The organism is Nocardia sp. NPDC004604, from assembly GCF_040609795.1.
Taxonomy (GTDB): domain Bacteria; phylum Actinomycetota; class Actinomycetes; order Mycobacteriales; family Mycobacteriaceae; genus Nocardia.
In genome coordinates this window covers 26,731-53,353 of record NZ_JBEXLC010000058.1, presented here as the reverse complement: position 1 = coordinate 53,353, position 26,623 = coordinate 26,731, and the positions used below count along the sequence as shown (strand labels likewise).

Sequence of the window (26,623 nt, the reverse complement as noted above, 5' to 3'; positions counted from 1 at the left end):
TCGGGTGCTGCGCGAGGACGGCACTGTGATCGAGGGTCTGTACAAACGATCCGGAGGACGGACGATGCAGCACCAGCTCGCCCAGTGCCCGCAGGATGAAGAACACGAAGATACCGCAGACCGCGTACACGATGAACAGTCCGGGACCGGCAGTGTGCAACCGACCACCCGCACCAAGGAACAGTCCGGTTCCGATCGCGCCGCCGATCGCGATCATCTGCAGCTGGCGCGGGCGCAACGCCTTGTGATAGCCCGCATCCTCAGCATGCAGAGCGTCCGCGGGCGCCGACACTTCCGCGGAGGGTTGAACGGTTGTCATGGTGAAGCCTTTCACGTGACGGCGATCATATCGCTGCTTAATGTAACGCTATTCAACGGCACGTTCAATAGGAACCACAAAGTCGTAACAGCGCGGAAACGAAGCATCGCGCTCTCGCCTGCTCTGACCTCGCGTTTGCTTGATCGTGCCGCTGAATATCGGTACGCTAGATACGTTTTCGGCTGATGGAGCGCGCACATGGCATGGTTCGAACGGGAGTTCATCGCGGTCCCCGAAGACCGTAAGAACCAACTGGTCTACAAGTGGCCGGACGTCAACATCCGGCGCTACAGCCGGGCCATCGTCAATGCCGACGAGATCGCACTGTTCGTCAAGTCCGGGCAGGTCGTGGCCGCGATGGGGCCCGGGCGGCACCGGATCGATGCCGATGAGCTGCCGGTCCTCGGCGCACTCGTGGATACACTGACCGGCAACAACTTCTACCGCGCCGAACTGTATTTCGTCTCCACCCGCGAGTTTCCCGGCATCAAGTTCGGCGGCCGCCTGGCCGATATCGCCGATCCGGTCAGCGAACAGGTCGTGACGCTGCGGGTCTTCGGGGAATTCGCGCTGTCGGTGCGGGATCCGGCCGAACTGGTCACCACCTTGGCGGGCACCACCGACCTGAGCGTCCCGGCGACGGTGGAATCCTGGAGTTCGGACCTACTGCTGAAGTCCATGAAAATCGCTGTCACACAGGGTATTTCCCGGGGCGACTGGCCCGTGCTCGGCCTGTCCGGACAGTTGGAGCCGATCGAGGCCGCCGTCGTGCGCCAGACCAATCTGACGCTCTACGAATACGGCCTGCGCATCCCACGCCTGGGCAACTTCGATATCACCCTGGCACCAGAGGATGCCGAGCGCATCAAACGACTCGCCAAAGATGTCACCTACATTCGACTGGCCGGAGACTTCCAGCGCTATGCGGCAGGCGAATTGGCGCTCGGCGCGGGCCAGGGCTTCGCCCACGGCCACGGCGGCGGCGACGGATTCCTCGGCGCGGCACTGGGTTTGAATGCCATCCAGCAGCAGGCACCGAGCAATCCGTGGCAGCGGCAGGCGATTCCGGCTGCCGCACAGTCGGTTCCGGCTGATGCGCAGCCTGCATGCGCTGGGTGCGGAACCGGCAATCCGACGGACGCCCGGTTCTGCATGAACTGCGGTGACCCCCTGGCACCCCGCCCACGCCACTGCACCGAATGCGGAGCGGATCTGACCGCGGCAGCCAAGTTCTGCGGCAGCTGCGGCACCGCCGCCAGCTGACCCGGCTCCGTACATCTTGTGTCGACGAAGCCCATATCGGCCGCTGACGCCTGCCTTCCGAGCTCGCCAGACCTTCGACTCCGTCGCACATCGACTCGCCGCACGACACACCGGCCCTGAAACCCGAAGCTCTGCGCGAGTTCGGATTTGGCGCCGTTGTCGGTTTCGGAGGCGCTGCGACGGGGTGACGCTCAGCTGGGACAGGACGCGTAGCGGATCGCTCAGGTAGCCTCTTGGCTATTCTCGAGTAACGGTCAGGTGAGCTCGCTCGGCTTGTGCGCTGACACCCATTGCGAATTCGACTGTGCGACAATCCCATCCAGTCGCTCGACGAGAACTTGCTGTGCGTCCGGCCCGTCATACGGCGCGAGGGTGGCAAGGTAGCGAACCTTCTCCTGCTTCAGCGCTTCCGTAGTGGCGCGGTAAGTGAGCCAACTGGTGTGCCATTGGAACAGCTGTTGGACGCCCTCGGCCACGACGACAATCGCGGACAGCGTGGCCGTGATCGCCGCCGGAGCCGACAGGGCCGCGACGACGGGCACCGCGCCGCCGACGACGAGCTGGCCGAGCTTGACCCGCTTGTAGGCGCGTTGGGCTGATGCGCTCTTCTTGCTGTACCAGTTCAGTTGATCGACGAACCGTGCCCACACCGGATCGGTGTCATCGGGTTGTCGTGCGATGGATGTATCCGGCAAATCTTGCCCCCGTATGCTCGCGATCAGCGCTGTTCGGCGAGGAATTGCTTCAAGGACACCCGGTCCGGGATACCGATGTTTCCGAAGGTCGAGCACTTCTGCGCCGCTGCCCAGGACGCGATGTCCAGAGCCGCGTCCGCAGGAGCGTTCGCGGCAATCGCCCAAGCCAGCGCCCCATGGAAGGTGTCACCCGCACCGCAGGTGTCCTCCACCGTGACCTGGAATGCCCGATAACGGTGTTCACCGCTATCGTCGAGGTAGACGCCGCCCCGCTTGCCCTGTGTGGCCACGAGGACTTTCGGTGCGAAGTCGGCAAAAACCAGCGCCATGCTGCGATCGAGCGGCTCTCCTGGATGCCTGCCGGTGAAGAACTTCTCCGGTGCCGCGATGTAGTCGACGCCGTGCAGGAATTCCTCGCTCGATTCTTTGTATCCACCGGTGTCGATCACGATGGGAACCCGCAGTTTTCGGCATGAGGCGATGGCGGCTTTGCTCAGTTCGGGGTCGGTGCAGTCCAGCAGTGCAGCGTCCGCTCCGGTGAACGCCTCGTCCAAGCTATCGAGCATCGCCAGATCGGCGGGCGGCTGGGCCGTCCAGATCGTGGTGCGGGTACCGTGATCAGCTGCGATGATCACCGCGGAGTGCTGGCTCTCTTCGGCTCGCTCGAAGAGGATGAGTTCGAGGGGTTCGCTCGTCAGCTCGCGTCGCAGCACTTCCGCGTGAATGCCGTTGCCGCACATCGCATACAGGCTGACGCCGCCCCCGCCGAGTCGTGCGGCGGTTATAGATCCACGACCGGCCGGTCCGCCCACCACGACGGTGTGCCTGCGGACCGGGTTCTCGCTGTCCTCGGCCGGATGGCTGTCCAGAACGTAGAGGTAGTCGATGGTGGCCATGCCGACGACCACGACCTTCGGCGTCTCCTTCATGCGAACCTGTCGACTATCCATTCGCTGCCTGCCTCCGCTGTCTTCGCAAAATGAGTGTTGTCGAGTTCGGCCGCTTCGGCGATGGGGCGAGTGGTGACTATGACCGCCCTGGGATTGCGGCGCAACAAGGTGGCCGGGACCCCGGCCGTCTCGGGGAAGTGCGTCATCTGGTGGATGATCCGGGCCTTGGTCTTATCGAAGGCCAACACCATCAGGCCGGAACATTCCAGTGCCGAGGCCAGGCCGATGGTGATCACTGAGCGTGACGGCTGATTGGGATCGATATAACGGCGGCCGTGCTCACTCAACTCCACGATTCGGCAGCCGTCGCTGACGATCTCGTCAGGATCGGTGTACGCGCCGACCTCGTACCCCAGCACCTCACCGGCCGGAGAAATCGAAATCCCGTGCACTGCCGGAGGATACAAGCGAAGGATGCGCTGGGTCCGCAACAGCGGGTCCTCTGCTTCGGATATCTGGCCGGACAGCAGATGCAACTGCCCGGGGGTAGGGCCGAGTCCGCGCTCGGTCAATGGTTCGATCAACGTCTCGGTCACGTGTCTGGTGCGCGAGGTGTGGTGACGCGAGTGGACGCCGAAAGTCTCTGTGTCCGACAGGATGTGCGCCTCACCGAACGGCGTGGGTGCGTAGCGCTGCGCGATCCGTAGCATCGCGCGGAAGACCTGCGTCGCCGCGCGTCCGGTGGGAAGGACCACGCTCCGGTCGGAAGCCTCGCGTGCGATCCGGAAGTAGGTGTGCGCCGCTGCCTCGGCTGCGATGCGTTCATTCGCGAAAACGGCAACACCCGCAGGCCAACCGGTGACCGGCACGGGTTCAGCAGGGCGTGGCGTTACATCGGTGTCGAGCGCATGACCACTCAGGCCGGGCCGCCTCAGATCTTTGACGAGGGAGTCCAGCGTGCTGTCGCGCCGGTCCAACCAGTCCACCCACTGTGTCGGTGACAGGTAATAGCCGAGCCGCTCCGGCTGGACCTGCTCCAGCCGAACCCAGTAGATCGGGATCTTCGCCTTGTCCGCGAGATGGACCTCCCGCTTGACGTGGACGCTCGAATCCGCCGAAGCGCAGAACAGCAGCACCAGCGCCTTCGAACTCTTGATCGCGCGCGAGATCGCCTCGTCCCAGTCCGACCCCGGCGGTACGTCGCGCGGCGCCCACCACGTCGAAATATCATGGCGGGCAAAGTATGTGGCGAGATGTTCGACGACGGGCCGCTTACTGCTGTGATAGCTGATGAAGACGGCCACACTCCTCCTCCCCTCGAGCCAGTCGATACTTCTATCGTATCGACTTCTGGGGCCTGAATACGATCCCCCGACCTCGCGGGTCGCGGGCGGCGGCTCGTGCAACCCACCGGAGGAGCCGAGTCGGCGCGCGGCTAAAGCTTGACGGCGGGCCGACCCGCCGGTACGGCCGTTTCAACTGAATAGGCGGCAGGGAGCCGGTCCGACCCGATGACGACCGGAAGGATCAGCTGGCCCACAAAGGGAACGCACTGGTCGGCGCGCCATTCGCGGTTGGCGCCTCCGTCCGGCTGTCCGGGTGTGGGTCATCGACCGACTGGGACGCCAAACCCGCAGCCAGTTCGACGAGCGCAGAGCCGTCGATGGCGACGGATGTGCCCAGCGGTTCGGTCTCGAGCGCGAAATGCGGTCTGGGAGAACGCTCATGACGAGGACCCACTACGCGGCTGGCAGCGACCGGCCGAAAAGGACAAGGAAAGCGACGACTAACCCCGCATGCTCGTGCCTGGGGTCGGACTCACCAAGGCCGAAGTCGTTCGCGCGGGCGCGGAGCTCGCGAGATCCGGCACTAGTCAGCTGCCTCGGTGAACAGGGTTGGCCGGTGGGTGATTTCATGTCGCGGTGACGGACGAAGGTTGCGGCCCCAAGATCAGCCGATCCGCAGTACACCCGCTGCACCTACCGATCCCAATAGACACCTCCGCAAACCAGGAGTTGCATCGCAAGTCTGTGGTACAGACCTCTGATTCACCGAACATGTTGCACAAGAGGACTTTTCGAGGATTGCCTCTGACGCTTGTCAGGTAAGTAGTACGCCAGCTGTCATGACGATCGCTCACACCGGAGCATGGTCGCGTTGCCACATGCGGAACAACAGGTCGATCTCGTTGGCGACCGAGGCGCAGGTCTGCCACGGCGCTCCCCTCCCGAACTGGTCGGGCATCCGCGCCGAGCCGTTCTCGGCGAGTTGGTCTGGGCGCCCTACGAATTGCGCCTCGAGCTAGTGCCGCGTCCGAACAGCTCATGCCGTATCGCCCCCTAGGGCCGGGGTCTGTCGAACGTAGCCGAAAGGTGGTCGCGCCAGCCGTATCGACCGCCACATGACTACGCTCGGCGAGCAGCGGGAGTGGGTAGTGCAGCAATCAATCTGGCTGGGGCACTAGGTTGAGGGCAGCGGTGGGCACGGTGGAGCGGGAGGGGACGGATTGATGTTTCGGCAGTTGGCTCTGGTCGCGGTGCTGGTGGTGACGGTGGTCTCCTGTCAGGATGGCGGAATGCACCAATCGGTGCCAAGGGCGGGCCGCAGGCGGAGATGTTGAACAGGTTGCGCGACACTGATGTATGCGCGCTATTGCCGCGTGCCGAACTGGCCGAACTCGGTGCGGTTACGGCGGTGGGTACCGATCAGCTGTACGGGTGCGACGCGAAGCTCGGCGGGGATCGCAAGACCAGCACTCACGTCCATTGGGTCGTGCGGGCAGTCGACCGATCCGGGCTGGACGAAGGCACCAGCGTCACGATCGACGGTATGGCCGTGACTCTGCTCGGCGATAAGGACGTCAGGTCGCCGGAGGAAGTTGCCAGCGCCTCGGTGCGTACCTGTAGCGCGTACGCGCAGTTGCCGACCGGCTGCTCGCTGCTGCTTTCGGTCACGATTCCGCCTGGCACCGAGCCATGTCCGGCCGCGCAATCCCTGGTCACCGTTGCTTTGGCCGAGTGGAAACGCCATCCGCGACTGGGGGATTCGCCGGATACGATGTGTACGTCGGTGACCGGTGCAGATCCGTGCGCGGTGCTGGCGAAGCTTCCGAACGCAGTCAGGGGCGACACAGCGTGGGTCGATCGCTGTTGGTTCCAACTCGACGGGGACTCGTTGTATGTCGCGTACGAGCACGCAACCGACCGCGAGTTTCAGAACTACCTGCCCGTGAAATTCGCTGGACACCAGGCATATCGGACATCCAAAGACCCCGGTGGCAGATACATGATCCGAGTCGGTCCAACATTCGACCCAGTCGCCGACGACTACCAATTCGCGAATGTGCCTGCCGTGACAATCAGCGGCGGAAACGACGCGAAACTGGAAAAGGTCACCGCCGCGGTCCTGGCTCTGTTCCCCACTGCCGAGTGACGTGTAGCCACCTGTTCGAGCGCACACCGTCGGTACTCCGAACCTCGACGCAGGCGGCGAAACACCAAGACCCGGAAGCGAACCTGCCGCAGCAAACCAAGATCTTCCCCGGCCAGGACTAAAGACTTCCGAACTCGCACACACCCTCGACACCCGTCGCACATCGACTCTCCACACGAGACGCCGGTCGGAAACCAGAAGCTCTGCGCGAGCGTGGATTTGACCGAGGGGGAGATAGCAGACGGCCCCATCGCGACATTGGGGTCGTCGGGATGGGGCCGCTATGGTGGTCGGTATTGCGGGAGGATCAGGGGCGGAGGTCGAATTCTCCGGCTGCAACGCCTGCGGCGAAAGCGTCCCATTCGCCTGGGGCGAAGACCAGCGCCGGACCGGTCGGGTTCTTGGAGTCCCGGACGCCAACCCCGCCCCCGTCGAGCCACGCCACTTCGACGCACTCGGTTTGGCCGCTGCTGTGGCTGCTCTTGAACCAGTTCACCTCGGACAGGTCAATACTCACGCTGCATAACTCCTTGCTGCCCGTCTGAGCAGTTCTCGTGATCTCGTTTCATCCATGCAGGTACTCCGGATGGCCGTAGCAAGCTCAGCATAACGCCGTACATCGTCGACGTTCTCGAGATACAGATCCGCTTTACCAGCACCTTCGAAGTAGACCAGCGGCGGTTCGACTGGGTTGCCCTTGGCATCGGTTCCGAAGTCGAGGATCACGAACGGGCCATGCAACAGACCTCGCAGGCACCCACTGGTAAACGGATGTACATGTATCGAGGCGTTTGGCAGTTTGCTGATCTCAGCCAAATGCCGCAGCTGTGCGGCCATGACCCGAGAGCTGCCAACGACGCGGTGTAGAGCTGATTCGTGAAGCAGCAGCTGGAGTTTCACCGGTTCGGACCTGCGGGTGATGATCGCTTGCCGTTTCAGCCGCAGCTCCACCCGGCGGGCGACGTCCTCTGGACTGCTATCGGTGTAGAACGAGTTGATCAGAGCTCGCGCGTAATCGGCCGTCTGCAACAGGCCCGGGATAATCTCATGGTACGAAATCAACTGGCACGCAGACGCTTCGAGCCCGACATACATATTAAATGTGGAATCGCTGTAGAGCCCGTCGAACGCTGTGTGCCAACTCTTTACCTGTGCCTTTTCTGCGAGCTTGAGCACGCGGCTCGTTTCGTCCGCCAACACCCCATAGGTCTCGCACAGGGCTCTGATCTCGCGGATCTTGACCTTCGCCACCTGCGCGGTTTCGATGCGGTGTAGCCCGCTCTTGCTCAGTTCTGCCAGCCTCGCAGCCTGGTCGAGGGACAGTCCCTGTCCCTCACGAGCTTCGCGCAGGAAGCGCCCCAGCTGTCGCCGGGGCAGGGTTGAAGCATCGTCTTCGCTGGTCAATGTTGTTGTACCCCCTGCAGATCTGGAACGGTCAGGACCTCGAGTTCGGGACGCACAGTACGCCGGATCTGGGATACGTTCTGCGGCTTTGGGATGACTTCTTTTGGGAGTCCCATATCGGCTCGTTTCATCGTATCGCTCGTGGTGTGCTGAGTCACAGCATTCGGGTGACACCGCAGGCTGGAAGCCGAACAACTTCCAAACACGGCGACCGCTGTCACCAGGGCGCCCCACAAACCAGCACACCGACCAGGTTCTGGGGGAACCATGACACACACGCAAGCCATCAAGTCGCTGCCGATGACGGCAGGCGACAAGCCGAAAGCCGTTGGGTTCGTTCGCAATGACGTATCCGGCCTGCATGCCCCGCGCCATGCCCTCGACGTACAGCGGCACGCGAACATGCTCGGCTATCAGTACGTGTACACCGTTCGGCCGCCTGCCGATGCCGACGACCCGATCGCTTACGCGCTCGGCATAGCGGACGGTCTCGACGTCCAAGTGATCGTCGTGTTCGATCTCGGTCACGTGGATTCCCAGCCCGCGTTGGTCTGTGACGAGGGGTTCGATCTGGAAACCGTTTGCCCACAAGGCACTTGGGTGCGCTCGGCTCAGCGCACGCCCGGCGTCGAGATGGGGGCAGCGTGATGAACACGGGATGCTCTGCTCGCCCTGCCGAATATCTGCGGCGCGGCCGAGGTCGAATTGGCGCACACACAGATGCGCCGACACCGGGCCTGCCGGATCCAGCGGTGCGCGTGGAAGCGAGTCGCGTACGACACGCTCGTGCGGCACGGCCGGATCGCGCCGCCGAAGCTGAGCCCGCGCGAACGTGCCCGACTGCGCGGGATCGACTTCCCTATCGACACCAGCGACCGGCCCCTCCCCGAGGGCACACCCGAACTCCGGACGTTGCACCAGGTGCTCGACGGGCTCGCCCAACTCGCACTACCGCCGACCTCCCCCGGCAACGGCGGCGAGCGGTGAACGGCCATGGGCCCGTGGCAGATAGTGCACTGCATCCTCGCGGTCGTCGGTGGCGGCGCCTTCGTGATGGTCGGCGTGGCGTGTGTGTGGCCGATCAACCAGCCACGCCGCGACCGGCCCGCCGCACGCCGCTGCCGTCTGCGCCCGGTCGAATGGCCGAAGGCGTGGACGTGCGGCCCACCCGATCAGCCACTCACGCTCGCCGATGCCCATGTGGCGATGCAACTGCACTGTGAGCACGACTGCGCTCGAAAACACGCCGCGTTCGATGCGCTGGTCGCAGCCGGACGCATCCACCCCGATTCAGCACGACAACACCGACTTTGGGGCAAACCTTGGGGAGGCACCATGAACGGCGCGGATGACCCGTGACGCCCGAGCCGATCCGACTGCCCCACAATTGCGTTTTCACGAGGCACGAACCGAGCGTTAAAAGGATCCGCCGCCCCGGCGAAAAGCCGAGGCGGCGGATCTTTTGTGCTGCGGCATGGCTGCGGCGAGCTCAGCCCGAAACGCTCGCCGCCGCAGCGGATTCCCCGCTGCTCACCGTGCTGCGCACCTGCCGGGCGGCCACGGACAGCGTGGCCAGATCATGGGTGCCCGCGGCGTAGATTTCCTCGAGCGCACCATCATCCCCGCGAATGCCGGGATCCGCTGCGGAGTCCGGATCCCGACATTCGCGGGGACGACGGGGACCACGCCGGGATCCAGCACAGGGCCGGATCCCGGCATCCGAGCCGGTTCAGCTCGAAACGGCCGCCGTTGCAGCGGATTCCCCGCTGCTGACCATGCTGCGCACCTGTCGCGCGGCCACCGATAGCGTGGCCAGGTCGTGCGTGCCCGCGGCGAAGATCTCGCCGAGCGCTGCATCGGCGCGCGCCAGGCGCGAACGATTGACCGACTCCCAGTCGGCGATCTTCGCCGCAGCATCCTCGTGCGGTTCGGATCCGGTCAGCACATCCAAGGTCAGCGAGCGCAGCGAATCGTAGAGATCGTCGCGGAGCGCGAGCCGGGCCAGCGTGCGCCACCTGTCGTCGCGCGCGAGATTGCTCACCGCGGTCAGCAGCCGCTCGATGTGGAAGTGTTCGTCGAGCGCGTAGTAGAGCACCGCGACCTCCTCCGCATCCCGGTCGGCGATATCGGCCACGTCGATGATGTCCAACAGCGGGAACAGGTGGATGAGGCGGAACACATGCTCGGCCAATTCCGCTGGCGCACCCTGCTCGACGGCGGCGCGCGCATGCGTCGCCAGATCCTCGGCATGAGCCGCAGGCAGCCGAGCGGGCAGCATCTGCCCCGCCAGCTTGCGCACACCATCGCGGTAGCGGGCGATATCGGCGCCGATGGCAATCGGCTGCGGACGGCTGGTCAGCAGCCAGCGGGATACCCGATCGAGGGTGCGCCTGGTCTCCCGCTCCAGGGCGTCGCGCGCCGCCGTCGGCATCGGAGTCGTCCGGATGCGCTGCCAGAGCGTGTGCAGATCGAACACCTCGGTTGCGACGGTAAAGGCGCGCACCGCGTCTTCGGTGCTCGCGCCCGCCTCTTCGGCCAGGCGGAACGCGTAGGTGATGCCGCCGTGGTCTACCACATCGTTGACCACCATGGTGGCCACAATCTGGCGGCGCAGCGGATGCCTGCCGATCGCGTCGGCGAACCGATCCCGCAGCGGCTTCGGAAAGTACGACCGAAGCACCGACTGGAAGGCCGCGTTATCCGGCAGATCACCGGCCAGCAGATCATCCTTGAGCGAAAGCTTCACATGTGCGAGCAGATTCGCCAGTTCCGGCGAGGTGAGCCCGCGCCCTTCCGCCGTCCGCTTTTTCAGCTCGGCATCCGAGGGCAGTGCCTCGAGCCGCCGGTCCACGCCGCGGCGGTATTCGAGGTCGGCGATCAGCCTGCGATGCACGCCGGACAGGGGCACCGATTGGGCACGCGAGAGGCCCATCCGGAAGTTCTGCGAAATATTGTCGCGCAGTACGAGTTCGGAGACCTCGTCGGTCATCGCGGCCAGAAGTTCGGTGCGATCGGCAGCGGCGAGCTCGCCGCCGGAGATGACCGCATCGAGCAGCACCTTGATATTGACCTCGTGGTCGGAGCAGTCCACGCCCGCCGAGTTATCGAGCGCGTCGGTGTTCATCCGGCCACCGTTCGCGCAGTATTCGATGCGGCCGAGTGCGGTGGCACCGAGGTTGCCGCCCTCGCCGATCACCTTGGCGCGCAACTGGTTCGCATCGACACGCACGGCATCGTTGGACTTGTCACCGGCATCGGCATTGGTCTCGGTGGAGGCCTTGATGTAGGTGCCGATGCCGCCGTTCCAGAACAGATCCACCGGGGCGAGCAGGATCGCGCGGATCATCTCCGGCGGGGACAGGGTGGTCACACTCGGATCCAGATCCAGGGCCGCGCGCACCTGCGGACTGACCGGCACCGCCTTGGCGGACCGGTCGAAGACGCCGCCGCCCTTGCTGATCAGCGCCTTGTCGTAGTCGGCCCAGGACGAGCGCGGCAGCGCGAACATCCGCTGCCGCTCCCGGAACGAGATCGCCGCATCGGGATTCGGGTCGAGGAAGATGTGCCGGTGATCGAAGGCGGCCACCAGCCGAATGTGCTCCGAGAGCAGCATGCCGTTGCCGAAAACGTCGCCACTCATATCGCCGACCCCGGCGACGGTGAAATCCGTTGTCTGCGTGTTGATATCCATTTCGGCGAAGTGCCGCTTGACGCTTTCCCACGCGCCCTTGGCGGTAATACCCATCGCCTTGTGGTCGTACCCCACCGAACCACCCGAGGCGAAGGCGTCACCGAGCCAGAAACCATACTGGCGCGCAACATCATTGGCGATATCGGAGAAGGTGGCGGTGCCCTTGTCCGCGGCGACCACGAGGTAGGTGTCGTCGCTGTCGCGACGCACCACGCGCTCCGGTGGCAACACCTCACCCGAGGCATGATCGACGTTATCGGTCACATCGAGCAGACCCGAGATAAAGGTCCGATAGCAGGCAATACCTTCGGTCAGCAGCGCCTGCCGGTCCGCGCTCGCGTCACCGGTGGTCACCGGCGCGCGCTTGACCACGAACCCGCCCTTGGCGCCGACCGGGACGATGACGGCGTTCTTCACGGCCTGCGCCTTCACCAGACCCAGGATCTCGGTCCGGAAATCCTCCAGCCGGTCCGACCAGCGCAATCCGCCGCGCGCCACCGGACCGAAGCGCAGATGCACGCCCTCGACCCGTGGCGAGTACACGAAGATCTCGAATTGTGGTCGCGGCCTCGGCAATTCGCTGATGGCATGCGGATCGAATTTGAACGACAGGTACTCCGGCGGGTTGCCGTCGGCGTCGCGTCGGTAGTAGTTGGTGCGCAGGGTCGCGGTGATCAGACCGAGCACCGCGCGCAGAATGCGGTCGGCGTCGAGGCTGACGACCGCATCGATCTCGGCCTGCAACCGCTCGGCGATACCGGCCGCCCGGGCCGATGCCACCGGGCCGACACCCTCGGGATCGAAGTAGGCGTCGAACAATTCGGTGAACAATCGGGCCATCGTCGGCTGTGCGAGCAGCACGCGGGCGATATTGCCGAGGGTGTAGGCGAATCCGGCCTGCTGCAGATACTTGGCGTAGGCGCGCAGCATCGCGATCTGGCGCCAGTGCAGTCCCGCGCGCAGCACCAGTTCATTGAGCGAATCGACCTCGGCGCTGCCGTTCCACATGGCTGCGAAGGCCGCCGGAAAGTATTGCCGCACACTGCCATCGGCAAGCGGTTCGTCGGCCGGGCGAGTCAGATCGGCCTCGAGATCGACATCGATCGCGGTGCGCAGCAGCTCCGCCGGGACGCGCAACCCGAAATCGTAGATCCACTTGTCGGTATCGTCGGGCAGGCTGATGCGGTGCGGCCGCTCGTCGACCACCTCGACACCGAGGCTCTGCAGCACCGGTAGCACGCGGCTGAGCGAAACCCCCGCACCGGCGACGTAGAGGGTGAATCGCCACTCCCCCGACGGCGATTCGGCATGCCGATACAGATTCGTGTCGATCTCACCGTCGACCAGCGGTTCGAGCCGCTGCAGATCGACAAGCGCCTGCTCCGGTTCGTATTCCTGCTGATACCCGATGGGGAATGCGCCAGCATAGGCATTGGCGACCTTCGATGACACCGCGGGCACACCGGTCGCCGCCGCTACCACGCGGTCGGCCCAGCTCCGGGTGGTCGCGAAAAGCAGTTCCTGGATCCGCTCCCGGTTCGATTCGGAGATATCGGCCGCTTCCGCATCCGGACCGCGATGCACCGTGAAATAGACCACGGCCAACTCGGATTCGCTCGCCCTTGCCGAGTACGCGACCTGTTCACCGTCGAACTCAGCGCGCAGGATGTCCTCCATGCGCAGCCGGACTTCGGTGGAGTACCGATCGCGCGGCAGATAGACCAGGCAGTAGACCGCACCGCTGCGCCCGTCGCGCCGAATGAACAGCCGAACCTGCCTGCGCAGCCCCAAATTCATGACCGAGGAAACGGTTTCGAACAGCCGCCTGGCATCGGTGGAGAACAACTCGACCCGCGGGAACGACTGCATCATCTCCAGCATGGCCTGCCCGGAGAACGAATTCAGTTCGAAGCCAGCCCATTCGATGACCTGGTGCACGCGACGGGAGATGACCGGGATATCGAGGATGTTCTCGTGCAGTCCGGTCACCGTGAACGTGCCGACGAACACATGCTCACCCTGCACCGTGCTGCCGCCGTTACCGTAATCGGCGACGCTCACGAAGTAGAGCTCACCCGATCCGGGGATCAGCGAATCCACCGATCCATTGGCCATCCGCAGCACCGGCCGGGTGGTGCCGAGTACGGGGACATCGAGATCGACATTCGATCCATTCCAGAGCACACCGAGACCGGTGCCCGGCACCTGCCGCGGCTCGCCGCCATCGCTGCGGTAGTACCCGTAACCAAGGACGGTGAAATGCCCATCGGCCAACCAGCGCAACAACTTCGCGCATTCGGGCACCTCCGGATCATCCGAGCGGTGCGCGATATGGTCGAGCCGACCGGCCAGTGCGACCATGGCATTGGCCATGCCCGGGGTGTCGTCGACGACCTTGCGCAGCACCCGCAGCAGGGCGGGCAGCTCGCGATCGACCCGGTCCAGCAGTGCGGCGCCAACGGACGGACTCAGCTGCACATGGATCCAGGACTCCGCGACATTGTGGTTGCCGTTCGCCGGTGTCGTATCGGGCTCTTTGGGGGCGATCGCCCGCAGCCGCCCGCGGGTGTCCCGCGCGACATCGAAGACCGGATGCACGACCTCGGTCACCGTCGCACCGAGGCGACGCAGCGCCGTGGTCACCGAATCGACCAGCAGCGGCATATCGTCATTGACGATCTGGATCGCGGCGCCGAGCCCGCTGCCGTCATCGGGGCGGTACACCCGGGTGATCGCCGCCCCGGGCATGCGCATGGCCGCCAACTCCAGGTGGTGGCGGAAGATCTGTTCGGCCCGATCGGTGATCGTCGGCGCCGTGGCACCCGGCTGGATCCAACGGAAGTAGGCCGCCTCCAGGTCGGTCGGATCGTCGCGGAACCGTTTGAATGAAATCGTCTGCTGGGTGGTTGCCACCATCGACTCGTGCCTTCCCGAGATCTGAGCCCGTAAGCGTACGGTTCCCATACCTTACATGTTTCGATGTGCCGTTGTATAGCGGTACGTTAGATGTGTAACATAATCTTGCAAGGGATCAGCACTGGTCAAGCGCGCGGACCGGCCGGAGTCCGGTCGGTCACGGGGTTAGACCGGCTCGCGCCATGAAGGTCTGCGCCGCCGCACGCCCGCTGAAGGCCCCCGTCTCGACCCGAAGTCCGACAAGGGTATTCGCGTACCGCAGGGTTGCCGTCGGACTGATCGCCACGAAGACGACACCGTCGGCCAGGACGGTACCGCCCGCTGTCCGCCAGTTGCGCACGGTATCGGCCCGGCGCTCGGGCGGATCCAATGCGACCGAGAGGGTCAAATCCTTGCCGCCGGTGATTCCGCCGGCGAGCAGCGGATCGGCCACCGGGACGACGCAGTTCGCGGCCGTGGAATCGACCCGCTGACAGGAGACGGCCGCGCGCAATTGGCCGGGTAGGGCCTGTTCGATTCCCAGATCGGGCACGACAGCCAGCGGTGTCGAACACGAACGGAGGGCCGTGAAGCCGAGTCCGAGGACCATGGTCACGATGCCTGCGATCGCCGCCCCCCACTGCCAGCGCGGATACTGTTCCGCGGCAACCTTTTCCGCGCCCGCCACCGCATTCTCCGCGCCCGCCACCGCACCCGCGGTTGCCGCCACGGCCCGCTCGGCGCCCACGACCACCTGCTCGGCCCGCGCCGCAGGCCCACTCAGGCTCGATAGTCGGTGCACCGCGGGCAGGGGCGCACCGCAATGCCCGCATTGCGCCGGATTACCGACATTGCGATGTGAGCAGTACTGGCAGACCAACTCGGCTACTGACATGACAGCGGCCTCAATGCCCGGTGATCACGATGGAGGAAATCGCGGTCGTATTGATCGTTGGATCACCCTTCGATTCCTGAACGGTCAGCACGATCTTGGATGCCTGCACGGGAACCTCGAACTTGGTAACGACCAGGGTGCGCTGATCCAGGGTCTGCTGGGTGTAACCTGTCCTGTTCGGATCGTCGAACGAATACCTGACCCGGCTGGCGGTTCGGTATTTCGTCCATTGGTCCACACCGTCATTGCCGACGCTGTCCCAGCCGGGGACGATGCCGATCGAATCGATCTGATAGGTCTTGCCGAGATCGATGGTCAGCACCTGCCCGTCGACCTTGTACGCGCGCACACATGACCAAGCCTTGCCATGCTGCCCGCTGAACGCGTCCATACCCGGCGTACTGCCCGGCGGGCAGTTGGCGGTCGCGGATTTCACCGTGATCGTTCCGGAAGGGGCCGTTGAGGATTCCGGTTTCGACGTCGGGGCCGCCGCGGTCGGCGACGGAGTGATGACCGCAATGCGGTCCGGCGCCTGCGAATCGTCCTTCCCACCGGTGGAAACCAGCGCGATGATAAGCAGAAGGGCCAAGACGGCGCAGACCGCCAACGCGACCTTCGGGTTCTTGAGCTTCTTCGCCACCAGGGCGATCCGCTCCGCGGCATCGGGCCCATGCCCCTTCGACGCCCCGGATGCGGACCGCGCGGATTCTTCGGGTGGCGGCTGCTTCGCCGAAACGTCGGAGTAGTCCGCTGAAAAGTCCAGTCCCGGTGCGGCATCCGGCTGCTGCTGCCCGTTCAGCAGCGCAATGATCCGCTCGCTGGCCTTCGGCCCATCGGAGGATCGCCGCGGTGACGGATCTGTGTCGGGTAGAGCACCCTGGGCCGAACCGGCTGCCACCGCCGCAGTGGAGAACGGATCGCCGCCGAACCCCGGTTCCCCGAGTTCCGGATCGCCGACCAGGGGTCCGCTCAGCACCGACCCGGCGGCCGGATCGTTTTCGCCGAACGCCGGATCCGAGAGCAGCGCCTCCAGGACCGCGCCTCGATGGCGGAGAAACACATCTCCCGGGTCCTCGGCAGCCATGGTCCGGATCGTATCCAGACCGCCTGTGCCGCGGCTCAGCATTATTCCCGCTGGCGGGAATAATGAAATCAGTGTTTCTTCTGCTCGGTGACGAAATGTTCCGGCGGTACGTCGAATACCCGCGCCAAGGCGATGATCAGATCGAGCCGGGGTACCGCGTCCCCATGAATGAGCCGGTACAGACCCGACTGGGAGACCGGAACATCCGGGTACGCCTGCTCCAAGTGCTGGGCAAGCGAGTAGAGCGTCAGTGACCGCGTCGAGCCGTCCTCGGTCGATACCACCGATTCCGCGATCAATTCCGACAGCCGACTCGAGAAGATCGCCACCGCGGCCTGTCTCGGGGTCAGTGCCTCCCCACTATCCTCCTGCACAAATTCGCCGTCACTCGGCTGGGAGTCCACAACCACGCTGATAGACACTACCTGTCTCCAATCAGCTCATGCGCCGAACGTCGGGCCCTGGCGTGGCGCCATTGGCACCCGCGGTGATCGCGGGTTGTTCGGCGGCGGAATCGAAATAGCGAGTTTCACCGCGCGGCTCGATCAAGTCGACGCGCACGGTGCGCATCGGAATGCTGACATCCACTACGGTCGCACTGACCTGGTTGATCGACAGATCGACCGACCGCCGCCGTGGCCCACCGGGCTCGCTGATGGTGACCGTGGTGTGCGCGGTCGATACCTGCGGCGGCAGATTGTCGAAGACCGTGATCGTCGCCGAGGACGGCGGCGGACCCGAACCGGCTTGCCCCGCGGCGGCATTCGCGGCGCCGGCCTCCGGAGCCAGGCGCAGCGATTCCGGATCACCGACCGCGGCGACGAGCTGCCACCAGCGGTGCGGGCGCACCGAATGGACCTCGACATCCGCACCGACCACCATGGCGCGCAACACGATCTGCTGTGCCACCGGCAGGTCGGCGTGCACATCGATGGTGCGCCGACGCGGATTGTAGCGAGCCGGGTCGAACAGCGGCAGCGCCAAGGTATGCCGCGGCTGACCGCTGATGGAACCGAGAATCTGGCCGTTGGGACCGATCGCGATCGTGAGATCGGCAAGGAGCTCATCGGGGGCGAGATCGCGGCCCGATTCATCGGTGGGCACCGCACGGATCGACGTCCCGGTCGGCATGGTGGCCAGCAATGCGATTGCCTGCCTGCCGGCCAACCGGCGCAGGTAGTCCGGTGGTTCGGTCGTCACCGGCGGGCCGATATACCGCGCAAGCGCACGCGGGCCGGTCGTGGCATCGGTGAGGCTGACCACCAGTGTGGTCCGGCCGCGGTTCCACGCCCAGCAATCGTCCAAGCCCTCGCCACCGAGCCGGGTCCAGTCGATCAGGAAACTGGTCACACAGCGACCTGGCACCGAGGACTCCATGCAGGTCCATGTCTCACGCAGATCGCCGAGTTCGACCCCAGCATGCAGCACCCTGGTGGCCTCCAGCATTGCCGCCGCGGGTAATGCGTGCGCCGCGATACCGCGTTCCCGCAATCGGCCCGCGATGCGGTGCGCCGCGGTGGCCAATGCTCTCGGCGCGACCATCGCGACGAGTCCGCGCCGCTGCAGCAGATCCAGGTTCCGCTCCATATCCAGCCGGACGACCAACCAGGTGAGGCGGTGGCCGACGACCGGATGGGAGCCGATCAGCTGGTCGTAGAGCATGCTGTAGTTACCGGTCGTACGAACCCGCTGACCGGTGGTCACGATATCGATATCGACCGCGAGACCGAATTGATCGAGCAGACCGACCAGCGCATCGATGGGGACGGTGTCCTCGGTGTAGATGGATTTCTCCGCGATGACCGTCGGCAGGTCGAGATTGGGGGCGAGTTGGATCATCGCCGTGAGCACGGTGCCTTCGCCGCGAATGCCGCAGACCCCCGCGGCAACCTCGATATCCTGCACATCCGCCGGACCGGCGAGCGCCTCGGCTCTGCCGGCCCTGCCGAATCGATAATCGGTCCAGTCGAGCAGCCATCTGCTGGTCGTGCGGCCGTTCACCTCGACCGCCACGGTCACCAACAGCACCGTGATCACGGCAGCACTGGCCCACATCGGAGTGTGCGCCCACAGCCCGGTCACCACCAGGCTGCCGCCGATCACGGCGACGGCGAACGGACCACGTTCGACACCGCCCACCCGAACACTCGGAAGGCTCACCGCCGCCTCCGGACCGCGGAGCTCGCGAAGGTGGCACCGAGCCCGAGCAGCAGCGCGGCGATGATGACGACGGCCGCCGCGAACGGCGGACGACCGTCCTTGGCCCGCGGCGGATCCGGCAGCACCAGTACCGACGACCGGTAGAGTCCGATCGGCGGTTTGGGCGCGGTGCGATAGCCGAGCGCGGTAAGCGGATCGATGACGCCCGCGCCGATGACGTTATCGATGCCCCGCGCAGGCGCGTGCGCACTGGCGGTCAGGCGGGCCATGATCTCGGCCGGGGTTTCGTTGGGAAACCGGGAGCGCAGCAAGGCCGCCACCCCGCTGACATAGGCGGCCGCGAACGACGCACCGCCGACCGGCACCAGTTTGCCGGGTTCACCGACACCGTTGATCAGGCCACCGCCACCGGGACCGAGCGATTCGATCGCGGTACCCGGTGCACCGACCGAAACCCACGGACCCGTCAGCGACTCGGACATGGTGGCGCCGCTGGCGGTCGTGAAACCTACCGTCAACACGTCCGTCCCGAACCAACCCGGCGCGGCCACGGTCTTGACATCGCGCCAGTTCCTCGGGTCGCTCGGCCGGGTCGGATCGATATCCGGATTCTGATCACAGCCGGTGTCGGCATTGCCGGCACCCGCGACGATCACCGCACCCCGCACGTGTACCGCGTAGCCGATCGCCACGGACAGTATCGACTGATCCACCGCTAGTCCCACCGGAACACAGACCGGCAGCGCCACCGTGATCACTCCCGCACCCAGATTCGCCGCGTGCACGATCGCCCGCGACAGTGTCCGGATATCCACAGAGAGTTGTTGCGCCACATCGTTATTCGGGCGCTCAGCACTGAAGGCGCCGGAGCGGTACCGGATGGATATGATCCTGGCGTCCGGAGCGACCCCGGTGAATCCGTCCGTGGGATCCGATGCGGCGCCGATGATTCCGGCGATCAGGGTGCCGTGCGCATCGCAGTCGGACAGACCGTCACCACCGGTCGTGACATAGTCTCCACCGCCGACCAAACTGGGCAGGCGGCCATTGGGGGTGACTCCGGTGTCGAGCACCGCGACCGTCACACCGGCACCCCGGCTCAGTGCCCGGGCGTTGGGCAGATCCAGTGCCAACTCCGACGGCGGCGTCCGCGTCAGATCACTGTCCCTCAGTACGCCGGTTGCCAAGCAGCCCTTGTCCTGTTTTGTCGGCAGCTCGGGGCCGGGCGGATCATCGGCGGGCGCGCCGATGATCACCTGCGGCGGTTCCACCGCCAATGCCGGTGCGGCGGAGGCGACCAGCGCGAATCCGGCCAGCACCGCGATCGCGGTTGCGCCGATTCGCATCAGATCGCCCGCATCGCGGTATAGATGCCCATGATCCAGCAGCCGATGACCGGGATCACCAGAATGAGCGCGTACTCCACCAGATCGATGATCCGCCGGGTGACCGGCGAGAGCCGCCGACCCGGCAACTGCACCGCCGCGACACATGCGGCAGCGGCCGCCACGCCGACCACAAGGACGACGACCAGCCGCCCCGGCGCCGTTTCGTACGCACTGACCAGCACGAAGCCGACGCCGACCACGGTGACCGCCGATGCGATGACGAGCGCGATGGCCTGTACCCGGTCCGGGAACCAGCGCGCGCGCAGAGCCAACAGACCCGCCACAGCCGCGGCCAGCACGATTTCCCGGATACCACCGGGGCTCACCGCCGCCGACAGCACGGCGGCGCCGGCCAAAAGTGCCGAGGTCGCGGCGATGAGCCCGCGCAGGCTGGTCACCGCCAGCCGAGCCCGGCCCTCGATGCCGGCGCCGGCCTGCTCGCGCTGTCGTTCGATGTCCTCGGCGGAATCGAGTTCGGCGTCGTCGCGCGCGGATTCGGCATCGAAGATGTCGGTCAGCGTGGCCGGGTTGACCTCGTTGCCGGGGTCCGGCAGATCCGGTGGCCGAATCCGGGCGACTACGACGGCAAGGCGCGGTGCGGCGGTCAGCAGCACCAGTCCGACAAGTGCCGCGCCGCCGGATATCTGGCGCACCGAAAGATCCAGATAGGTCAGCGGAATCGCCGCGGCCGCCACGGTCGCGCCGAGCACGGTGACCGCCATCAAGGTCGCGATGCCGAGCTTGGTCACGCGCATCATGGCCGCGGCCGCGACGGCCGCGACCACCGACCCGGCGGCCAGATTGGCGGCGGCGAACGGACCCGGCTCACCGTAGGCGGGCGGCACCAGCATCGCGCCGCCCGCGAACAACAGCGGGATCGAGGATAATGCCAGCCCGAGACAGATCCGCGGCGCGAAGTTCCGCTGCCGCGCTTGGACCGCCCCGCCCCAGCACCCCACGCCGAGCAACAGGGCGGGCAGCGCATACCACCAGATCGACCCGGATTCGGTCCAGGACAACGACAGCATCGCCGCGATGGCGACCGCGCCGACACCCAGCGTGGTCAGGCCGACGGCCGCGGCGGTCCCCGCGTCGAACTCGGCGAATTCGCGCTCGTTGATCAGTGCGAGCGCATCGGTGATGTCCTCCACGACCGGCGTGAAGACCTCCGCGGATTCGACCGCGGCCAACATCAGCACGGTGCCGTCGACCACATCGTGGTCGGCGAGGCTGCGCCAGCGCGGCATCGGCGCTTCGCCCGGCCGAGCCAGGCTCCACTGGCCGGTAGGCGGCGTGAAATCGACGGTCTCGTCGTCGATGGCCTTGGCCAGTACGACCAGCAGGTCATCGATGAAGGTCTCGATGGTGAACTTGGTCGGCACCACGACGTCGACCTGGTAGCTGGACACCAGGACCGCCATCCGAGCGCGCGCCACCTCGGCGGATGCCGCGGGCGCTGCTCCCGGTGGCGAAGCAACGGCAGTGCTCATCGCCACCCTCCGGTGGCCCGGCCGCCGCTGGTGCCACCCAGATAGTTCGGGAATCCATCGGCAAGCCCGGCCGCGAGTTCTTCGAAGGCGAGCAAGGTTTCCTTTTCCACCAGGCGCAGATCGATCTCGCCGCCCTCGGCCAGATGGCCGTCATAGGGCAGGATGCAGGTCGGGCGCTGGCCGGTGGCGAACAGCTTCTCGATCGCCGCGACTTCAACGACCGGCTTGGACGGTTGCTGATGCACGATCGAAACGACCGATTTGGCGATCAGATGCTGCATACCGTGCGAACTCAGCCAATTCAAGGTGGCCACCGCACCTTTCACCCCGCCGACAGTGGGCGGGGTGACCACCACAACGGCATCGCTGGTCTGCAGCACGCTCAATGTCACCGAATCCAGCACGCCCGTACCGCAGTCGACGAGTAGCAGATTGAAATGGCGACGCAAAACCTCCACGGCCGTTCCGTATTCGCGACCCGAGAGAGCCTCGCTGGCCTCGATCGTCCACGGCGAGGCGATGGTGGCGAGATCGGCCGAATTGATCGACATGAACGACTGTACCGTCGAGAAGGCCTCCAGATTCGACGCCTGCGCCAGATCGCGCAGGGTCAGGCCGTACGGGTGCGGAGCGGTACGGGTGGGCAGATCACCGAAGTCCGGATTCGCGTCGACGGCGACGACCCGGTCCGGGCGCAGCGCCGCAAAGGTCGAACCGAGGGTCGCGGCGGTGGTGGTGCGGCCGACGCCGCCCTTCACGCTGATCACCGCGATCTGGTAAGGCATGTTGAGCTGGCTGCGAATTCGGGCGCGCCGGTCCTCGGCCCGCTGCTCGGCGGGTGAGAGGCCGAGGCGGAAGCCGACCTTGTTCAGGGCGCCGCGCACACCGCTGCTGGATTGCAGCCTGGCCCGATTCGCCGCCGAGATATCGGCCAACAGGTCCATCGAGGTCAACGCCGCGGGCAGCACCTCGACCTGCGGCGCCGCCGTGCGGTCGATGCGATCGGGCACCCAGCTCGTCGCTTGGGCGGGTTGCCATGGCACATCCATGGATCCGGCGCCTGGTCTTTCGGCGCTGGGCCCGGCGTCGCCATTCGATGGGTTCACCGACGCGGTCGATGTGATGCGAGCGGTGGCGGGCTCGGCTTCGGCCTGCGCCGCCCACCCCTCGGGCGACGACGGCGTCGCCGCAACATAGTTCTCGCGTGCCGAATCTGTTATCGGCACAGCCATATTCGGCGCAGCTGTATGCGGCGCGGCAGCATGCGCTACGCCGGTTTCCGGCGCGGTCGTGCTCTGCGGTGACACCGGGGCATTGGCACTCGCCGCAGACTGCGATATCGACTGACCGGGTGCACCGATCACCGGTTCGCTGTAGCCGGATTGTGGACGTGCGGGGACGCTGCCGGTCGGAGGGCCGCTTTCCGGTTCCTCGGCTGCCTGCATGAAAAAGGCGTCGTAGCCGCCCTTGTGTCGGACGGACTCGGCCGAATGACCATTAGTACTCGGCGCTCGGCTCATATCTGTCGTCCTCTCCAAAAACCCATTGGGACGTTCAACCGATCCGGCTGGTATCGAACCAACTTCGGCCCGGTAGCAGCTCGACCAGTCCCACGATCGCGGCGTGCAGTGCCGCGTCGTCACCGGGTGCGTAGGTCGATCGGACTTCCCCGTCCATCGCCACACTCGGCGTCACAATGATGCGCCCCGACAGCGTATCCAGCACACTCACACCGTACTTCGGCTTCAGCTCGACTCCGTCCTGGTGTTGCACCACCGTCAATTCCGCCCGCCGGACCACCTCCTCGAGTGCCCGGCCGAGGACACTCGCGGTACGCGGCTGCGCACCCAACTCCAGCAGTGCCTGCCGTCGTCCGTCCTGGTCGACGGGAATCTCGGCGAGCTCGGCCTGCGCCACGGTCATCGGCGCGAAACTCAGTGCCGGAGTGGACCCCAGCGCCGCGCCTACCGCGGCCGATACCGAATCCAATTGCTGTTCCTGCTGGTACACCGCCTGGATGACGATCTCGTCGTCATAGCGCACCGCCAAAACATGGGTTTCGCCGCGACGCACCAACGACATGCGCAGCATGCCTTTGTCTTCGCCATCCAAGCCGGTGGCCAACACGAGCGCCATCAGTTCCACATCCGGGCGGTAGAGGCACTGCAACCAGTGCTCGACCGTCGGATGCACGCGGTCGTCGTCGATAATGCCCACCTCGGTGAGCTGTTCCGCGACGACAGCGCGCACCCGCTCCAGATCGTCGAAGTCGAAAATATTCGGCATCAACGCCAGGATCGGCGGATAGGAGTCGATGCCGGCCATGTCTTTCAATAGCAGCGCGGCATCGACATTCAGATCGATCGCGATCGGATCAGTTTCCACACCTTCACCAAATGACCAGTCGCTCGCAGCCTCGTTGCGCCGTGGCCGGGCCGACGAAGCGGACGGGGGCTGCGAGATTACTAGACGCCACCGATCGCCAGGAACCTGGCGCCCTGCTGGTGGTCGGTCTCCCTCATGAAGCCCTCAGATCCGGTGGTTTGGCTGATCGCGTTCTTCACCTGCATGAGCTGGCCCTGGTAGCCCGTGCCCTCCGCGGCATTGCCGAGTGCTGCCTTGAATCGGTCCATCAGCGGTTTGGCGACATCCGCCGCCAAACCCGAGAAACACCCTTCGAGTTCCTTGATCAGTGAGTGCAGGTGGAGAGCATTCGTGTCCATACCTTTCAGAACGTCCTGCACTCTGAGAGAATGCGAATCGACGGCCGCGTAGTCGTTATACATTGTCTGCCAACCTTATCTATCGTTCTGACGATTCGTATCGTGTCGCTCGTGACACTACTGCCACGAGCCGGTGTCGACCGTGCTGTTCGTACCGAGTTCGACTGCCCGCTGCATACGGGCAGCGTTCTCGAGATCGGTCGAGTCGATTTTGACGCCGGTGTCTTTCAGCGTGTCGATAATGTCCTGGAGGGTCCTGGCCAGCTTCACACCGGCGGTGTGCGCGTGGTCCATCGTGTGCTGGATTTGGGTACCGGTCTGCGAACCGTGGACAGCGCTGGCGAAGTCGTCACGCAGGCCCATCCAGCTCCGGAGGTAGCCTTCGAGTTCGCCTTGGCATGCCATAGCATTGACCGCGGTCTGGTTCAATACCTTCGGATCACCGGTGTAAGTGGTGGCCACTGTTGTTTCCTCTCTGAAGTGGATCTACATTCCGCCGCGGTTGTCACCGGGCAGGCTCTGGCTCGGCTACCGCCGCCTCGTCATCGGTGCGCTCGAGGATGCCCACTAGCGAATCTCCCTCGGCGACAACATCTTCTGGACGTTCATCGGCATATTCGATGACGCCGATCACCGGCGGCTTCTCCAATACCGGAACTTCCAACTCTTCACCCGGCACGAATACCTTGCCCGGTTTCCGTTCCTCGTCCCGGCGGCGCCGCATCTGCGCCTTCGGTGCGATCGCACCCCGCCGCGGAGCGGCGCGACCGGCTGGTCCGGTGCCTGCCGGATTCGACGACGCGCCGAACGCCGTTCCCGGCCCGCGCAGCCAATTGGACGGCATCCGGAATCCGGTGGACGCACCCGGCATCGAGCCGAGTCCGCCCCGGGCCAAATTCAACGCGACCAGACTTCCCGCGCCCCCGTTCAAACCCGCCAATGTCGGTGAATTGGGCGAAGTGTCGTAGAAACCCGGCTCTCCGGCTGACCCGTCCGTGCCGCCATACGATCCCGAATCGCTCAGCGGCGAAGTAACCTCACTCGGATCCGCTGTCGCGGGCTGAGTCTGCGTCGGGGATTGGGTGGTATCGGTCGGCGTATTGCCGGTGTCCGTATTACCGGTATTCGTATCTCCGGTGTTGTTGGTGTTATTCGTATTGTTATTGGTAGTTGTGTTGTTGTTCGTAGTTGTGTTGTTGTTCGTGGGCGTTGCGTTGAATTGCTGTGGCGTGCCCACCTTGGGGGTGTATACCGGCACTTGGAAGTTCGGCGGTGTCGGCGGCGCACCCGGGTTCGTGACGATGGGCGCCGGCAGCGCCGGCGTCGGCAGCGTCCCCAGGGTCGGCACCACCGCGCCCTCGTAGGCGTCCATCACCGCGGCAGCGGCAAACCAGATCCCAACGTACTCGAGTGCGTTGACCAGCAGTGGAACTGCCATGGCCGACGTCCCGGTGATCACGGTGGCCCCGACTAGAACGGCGTGCTCCAGCCGGTTCTTGGCGAGCGCTACACCGACAGCCGCCATCGCGGACTTGGCGGTGCTGAACTCCTTTGCCACCTTGTGCAATACTTTCGACACCGACTGGGCGACATGAGACTGCTCCTGTAGCCACTTCGTATGGTGACTGAATGCCGCCTGCGCCAGATCACCCGATTCGCCATTCCAGGTCTCACCCATATCGACCATCGCGGAGGCGGTGTTGCCCGCGGCAGTCGCGAACGCCACAGCCGAGTTCTGATAGGACTCGGCGGCGGCCGTGATCGTCTCCACTCCGAAACCGGAGAGCATATTGCCGACGTTTGTCTCGGGAGGAAATGCGTCCCATATGCCTGGCATAACATCAGCCTTCGCTCGGGCCTGCGGCTCGGACTAGAAGGGGTCTTTGGTGATGGTCGCGATCGTGGACGCGATGTTGGCACTATTGATGACGTCGCTGCCGGAAAAGGCGCTCGCGGTTGGCGGTAGCGACGCCGACGCGACTTCGCGATGCACGAATCCGTCACCCGTGCAGCCGAAGAACGATGTCCCGTATGTGAAGGTCACTGCGGGGAGGACCAGCACGCTCACGGGGTCCCAGGCCGGCGGAAATATGACGCAGGTGGCCGCCGACGCGACGAGCGAGGCGATTGCCTGTTCGGCAATCAGGTCGAGTTGGGAACTGACTCCCGGGAGATGCGCCGGGTCGACTCTGGTGGCAGCCATCTGAGTTCTCCTAACGTGAGCGCCGACTCAATAATGAGTGGTACAGGACAAACGCTAAGGCATTCTCAGCATTGGGAAGATTGGTCGAATC

General features: G+C 65.1%; 23 protein-coding genes and 1 pseudogene. 5 read left to right on the top strand and 19 right to left on the bottom strand.

What is annotated here, in order from left to right; genetic code table 11:
* Positions 1 to 319, bottom strand: a pseudogene (locus ABZW16_RS21680) (hypothetical protein); the annotation flags it as partial.
* A 198-nt stretch (positions 320 to 517) separates the two neighbouring features.
* Here ABZW16_RS21680 and ABZW16_RS21675 point away from each other — a divergent pair.
* Positions 518 to 1,582, top strand: coding sequence for an SPFH domain-containing protein (locus tag ABZW16_RS21675; RefSeq protein ID WP_354957752.1), 1,065 nt, complete (start codon positions 518 to 520; stop codon positions 1,580 to 1,582).
* A gap of 254 nt (positions 1,583 to 1,836) precedes the next feature.
* On the opposite strand, the gene ABZW16_RS21670 is transcribed toward ABZW16_RS21675, so the two are convergent.
* Genes ABZW16_RS21670 through ABZW16_RS21660 form a run of 3 tightly spaced genes read right to left on the bottom strand, consistent with a single transcriptional unit; the run spans position 1,837 to position 4,471 of the window.
* Positions 1,837 to 2,277 carry a DUF4231 domain-containing protein gene (locus ABZW16_RS21670; RefSeq protein WP_354957751.1) on the bottom strand — a complete coding sequence of 147 codons (441 nt, stop codon included), beginning with the start codon at positions 2,275 to 2,277 and terminating at the stop codon, positions 1,837 to 1,839.
* 23 nt (positions 2,278 to 2,300) lie between these two features.
* Entirely contained in the window at positions 2,301 to 3,206 is a 906-nt protein-coding gene (locus ABZW16_RS21665; RefSeq protein WP_354957750.1) for a PfkB family carbohydrate kinase, read from the bottom strand.
* Positions 3,203 to 4,471, bottom strand: coding sequence for a TIR domain-containing protein (locus tag ABZW16_RS21660; RefSeq protein ID WP_354957749.1), 1,269 nt, complete (start codon positions 4,469 to 4,471; stop codon positions 3,203 to 3,205). The genes ABZW16_RS21665 and ABZW16_RS21660 overlap by 4 nt, the downstream gene beginning before the upstream one ends.
* 1,321 nt (positions 4,472 to 5,792) lie before the next feature.
* On the opposite strand from ABZW16_RS21660, the gene ABZW16_RS21655 reads away from it, so the two are divergent.
* Positions 5,793 to 6,599: a hypothetical protein gene (locus tag ABZW16_RS21655; protein WP_354957748.1), complete on the top strand. Its 807-nt coding sequence runs from the start codon at positions 5,793 to 5,795 to the stop codon at positions 6,597 to 6,599.
* A gap of 307 nt (positions 6,600 to 6,906) precedes the next feature.
* Here ABZW16_RS21655 and ABZW16_RS21650 read toward each other — a convergent pair whose 3' ends face one another.
* Positions 6,907 to 7,116 carry a DUF397 domain-containing protein gene (locus tag ABZW16_RS21650; protein ID WP_354957747.1) on the bottom strand — a complete coding sequence of 70 codons (210 nt, stop codon included), beginning with the start codon at positions 7,114 to 7,116 and terminating at the stop codon, positions 6,907 to 6,909.
* Positions 7,113 to 8,003: a helix-turn-helix transcriptional regulator gene (locus ABZW16_RS21645; protein ID WP_354957746.1), complete on the bottom strand. Its 891-nt coding sequence runs from the start codon at positions 8,001 to 8,003 to the stop codon at positions 7,113 to 7,115. The genes ABZW16_RS21650 and ABZW16_RS21645 overlap by 4 nt, the downstream gene beginning before the upstream one ends.
* A gap of 267 nt (positions 8,004 to 8,270) precedes the next feature.
* On the opposite strand from ABZW16_RS21645, the gene ABZW16_RS21640 reads away from it, so the two are divergent.
* From ABZW16_RS21640 to ABZW16_RS21630, 3 genes are all read left to right on the top strand, one after another.
* A complete protein-coding gene (locus tag ABZW16_RS21640; protein ID WP_354957745.1) occupies positions 8,271 to 8,651 on the top strand; it encodes a hypothetical protein in 381 nt (126 codons plus the stop codon).
* A 138-nt stretch (positions 8,652 to 8,789) separates the two neighbouring features.
* Positions 8,790 to 8,990 (top strand): hypothetical protein, encoded by a 201-nt coding sequence (locus tag ABZW16_RS21635; protein ID WP_354957744.1) that lies wholly within the window; start codon positions 8,790 to 8,792, stop codon positions 8,988 to 8,990.
* A 6-nt stretch (positions 8,991 to 8,996) separates the two neighbouring features.
* On the top strand, positions 8,997 to 9,362 hold the full coding sequence (locus tag ABZW16_RS21630) for a hypothetical protein (protein WP_354957743.1): 366 nt from the start codon (positions 8,997 to 8,999) through the stop codon (positions 9,360 to 9,362).
* Between the two features lie 370 nt (positions 9,363 to 9,732).
* Here the strand turns inward: ABZW16_RS21630 and ABZW16_RS21625 are convergent, their stop codons facing one another.
* The 13 genes from ABZW16_RS21625 to ABZW16_RS21565 all read right to left on the bottom strand — a co-directional run bounded on the left by ABZW16_RS21625 (position 9,733) and on the right by ABZW16_RS21565 (position 26,532).
* Positions 9,733 to 14,610, bottom strand: a complete 4,878-nt coding sequence (locus tag ABZW16_RS21625; RefSeq protein WP_354957742.1) for an NAD-glutamate dehydrogenase — start codon at positions 14,608 to 14,610, stop codon at positions 9,733 to 9,735.
* A 157-nt stretch (positions 14,611 to 14,767) separates the two neighbouring features.
* Positions 14,768 to 15,484, bottom strand: a complete 717-nt coding sequence (locus ABZW16_RS21620; protein ID WP_354957741.1) for a hypothetical protein — start codon at positions 15,482 to 15,484, stop codon at positions 14,768 to 14,770.
* A gap of 10 nt (positions 15,485 to 15,494) precedes the next feature.
* Positions 15,495 to 16,568 (bottom strand): discoidin domain-containing protein, encoded by a 1,074-nt coding sequence (locus tag ABZW16_RS21615; protein WP_354957740.1) that lies wholly within the window; start codon positions 16,566 to 16,568, stop codon positions 15,495 to 15,497.
* 68 nt (positions 16,569 to 16,636) lie between these two features.
* Complete coding sequence (locus ABZW16_RS21610; RefSeq protein ID WP_354957739.1) at positions 16,637 to 16,990, bottom strand: helix-turn-helix transcriptional regulator; 354 nt, start codon at positions 16,988 to 16,990, stop codon at positions 16,637 to 16,639.
* Between the two features lie 13 nt (positions 16,991 to 17,003).
* Positions 17,004 to 18,728 (bottom strand): type VII secretion protein EccE, encoded by a 1,725-nt coding sequence (gene eccE, locus ABZW16_RS21605; RefSeq protein ID WP_354957738.1) that lies wholly within the window; start codon positions 18,726 to 18,728, stop codon positions 17,004 to 17,006.
* On the bottom strand, positions 18,725 to 20,074 hold the full coding sequence (gene mycP / locus ABZW16_RS21600) for a type VII secretion-associated serine protease mycosin (RefSeq protein ID WP_354957737.1): 1,350 nt from the start codon (positions 20,072 to 20,074) through the stop codon (positions 18,725 to 18,727). Before mycP ends, eccE begins: the two co-directional genes overlap by 4 nt.
* On the bottom strand, positions 20,074 to 21,606 hold the full coding sequence (gene eccD / locus ABZW16_RS21595; RefSeq protein ID WP_354957736.1) for a type VII secretion integral membrane protein EccD: 1,533 nt from the start codon (positions 21,604 to 21,606) through the stop codon (positions 20,074 to 20,076). Before eccD ends, mycP begins: the two co-directional genes overlap by 1 nt.
* Entirely contained in the window at positions 21,603 to 23,126 is a 1,524-nt protein-coding gene (locus ABZW16_RS21590; RefSeq protein ID WP_354957735.1) for an AAA family ATPase, read from the bottom strand. Before ABZW16_RS21590 ends, eccD begins: the two co-directional genes overlap by 4 nt.
* A gap of 34 nt (positions 23,127 to 23,160) precedes the next feature.
* Positions 23,161 to 23,991 (bottom strand): ESX secretion-associated protein EspG, encoded by an 831-nt coding sequence (locus ABZW16_RS21585; protein WP_354957734.1) that lies wholly within the window; start codon positions 23,989 to 23,991, stop codon positions 23,161 to 23,163.
* A gap of 80 nt (positions 23,992 to 24,071) precedes the next feature.
* On the bottom strand, positions 24,072 to 24,350 hold the full coding sequence (locus tag ABZW16_RS21580) for a hypothetical protein (protein ID WP_354957733.1): 279 nt from the start codon (positions 24,348 to 24,350) through the stop codon (positions 24,072 to 24,074).
* Positions 24,351 to 24,446: 96 nt separating this feature from the next.
* A complete protein-coding gene (locus ABZW16_RS21575; RefSeq protein WP_354957732.1) occupies positions 24,447 to 24,791 on the bottom strand; it encodes a hypothetical protein in 345 nt (114 codons plus the stop codon).
* Between the two features lie 43 nt (positions 24,792 to 24,834).
* A complete protein-coding gene (locus ABZW16_RS21570) occupies positions 24,835 to 26,166 on the bottom strand; it encodes a PPE domain-containing protein (protein ID WP_354957731.1) in 1,332 nt (443 codons plus the stop codon).
* Positions 26,167 to 26,199: 33 nt separating this feature from the next.
* A complete protein-coding gene (locus ABZW16_RS21565; protein WP_354957730.1) occupies positions 26,200 to 26,532 on the bottom strand; it encodes a hypothetical protein in 333 nt (110 codons plus the stop codon).
* Positions 26,533 to 26,623: the final 91 nt, after the last annotated feature.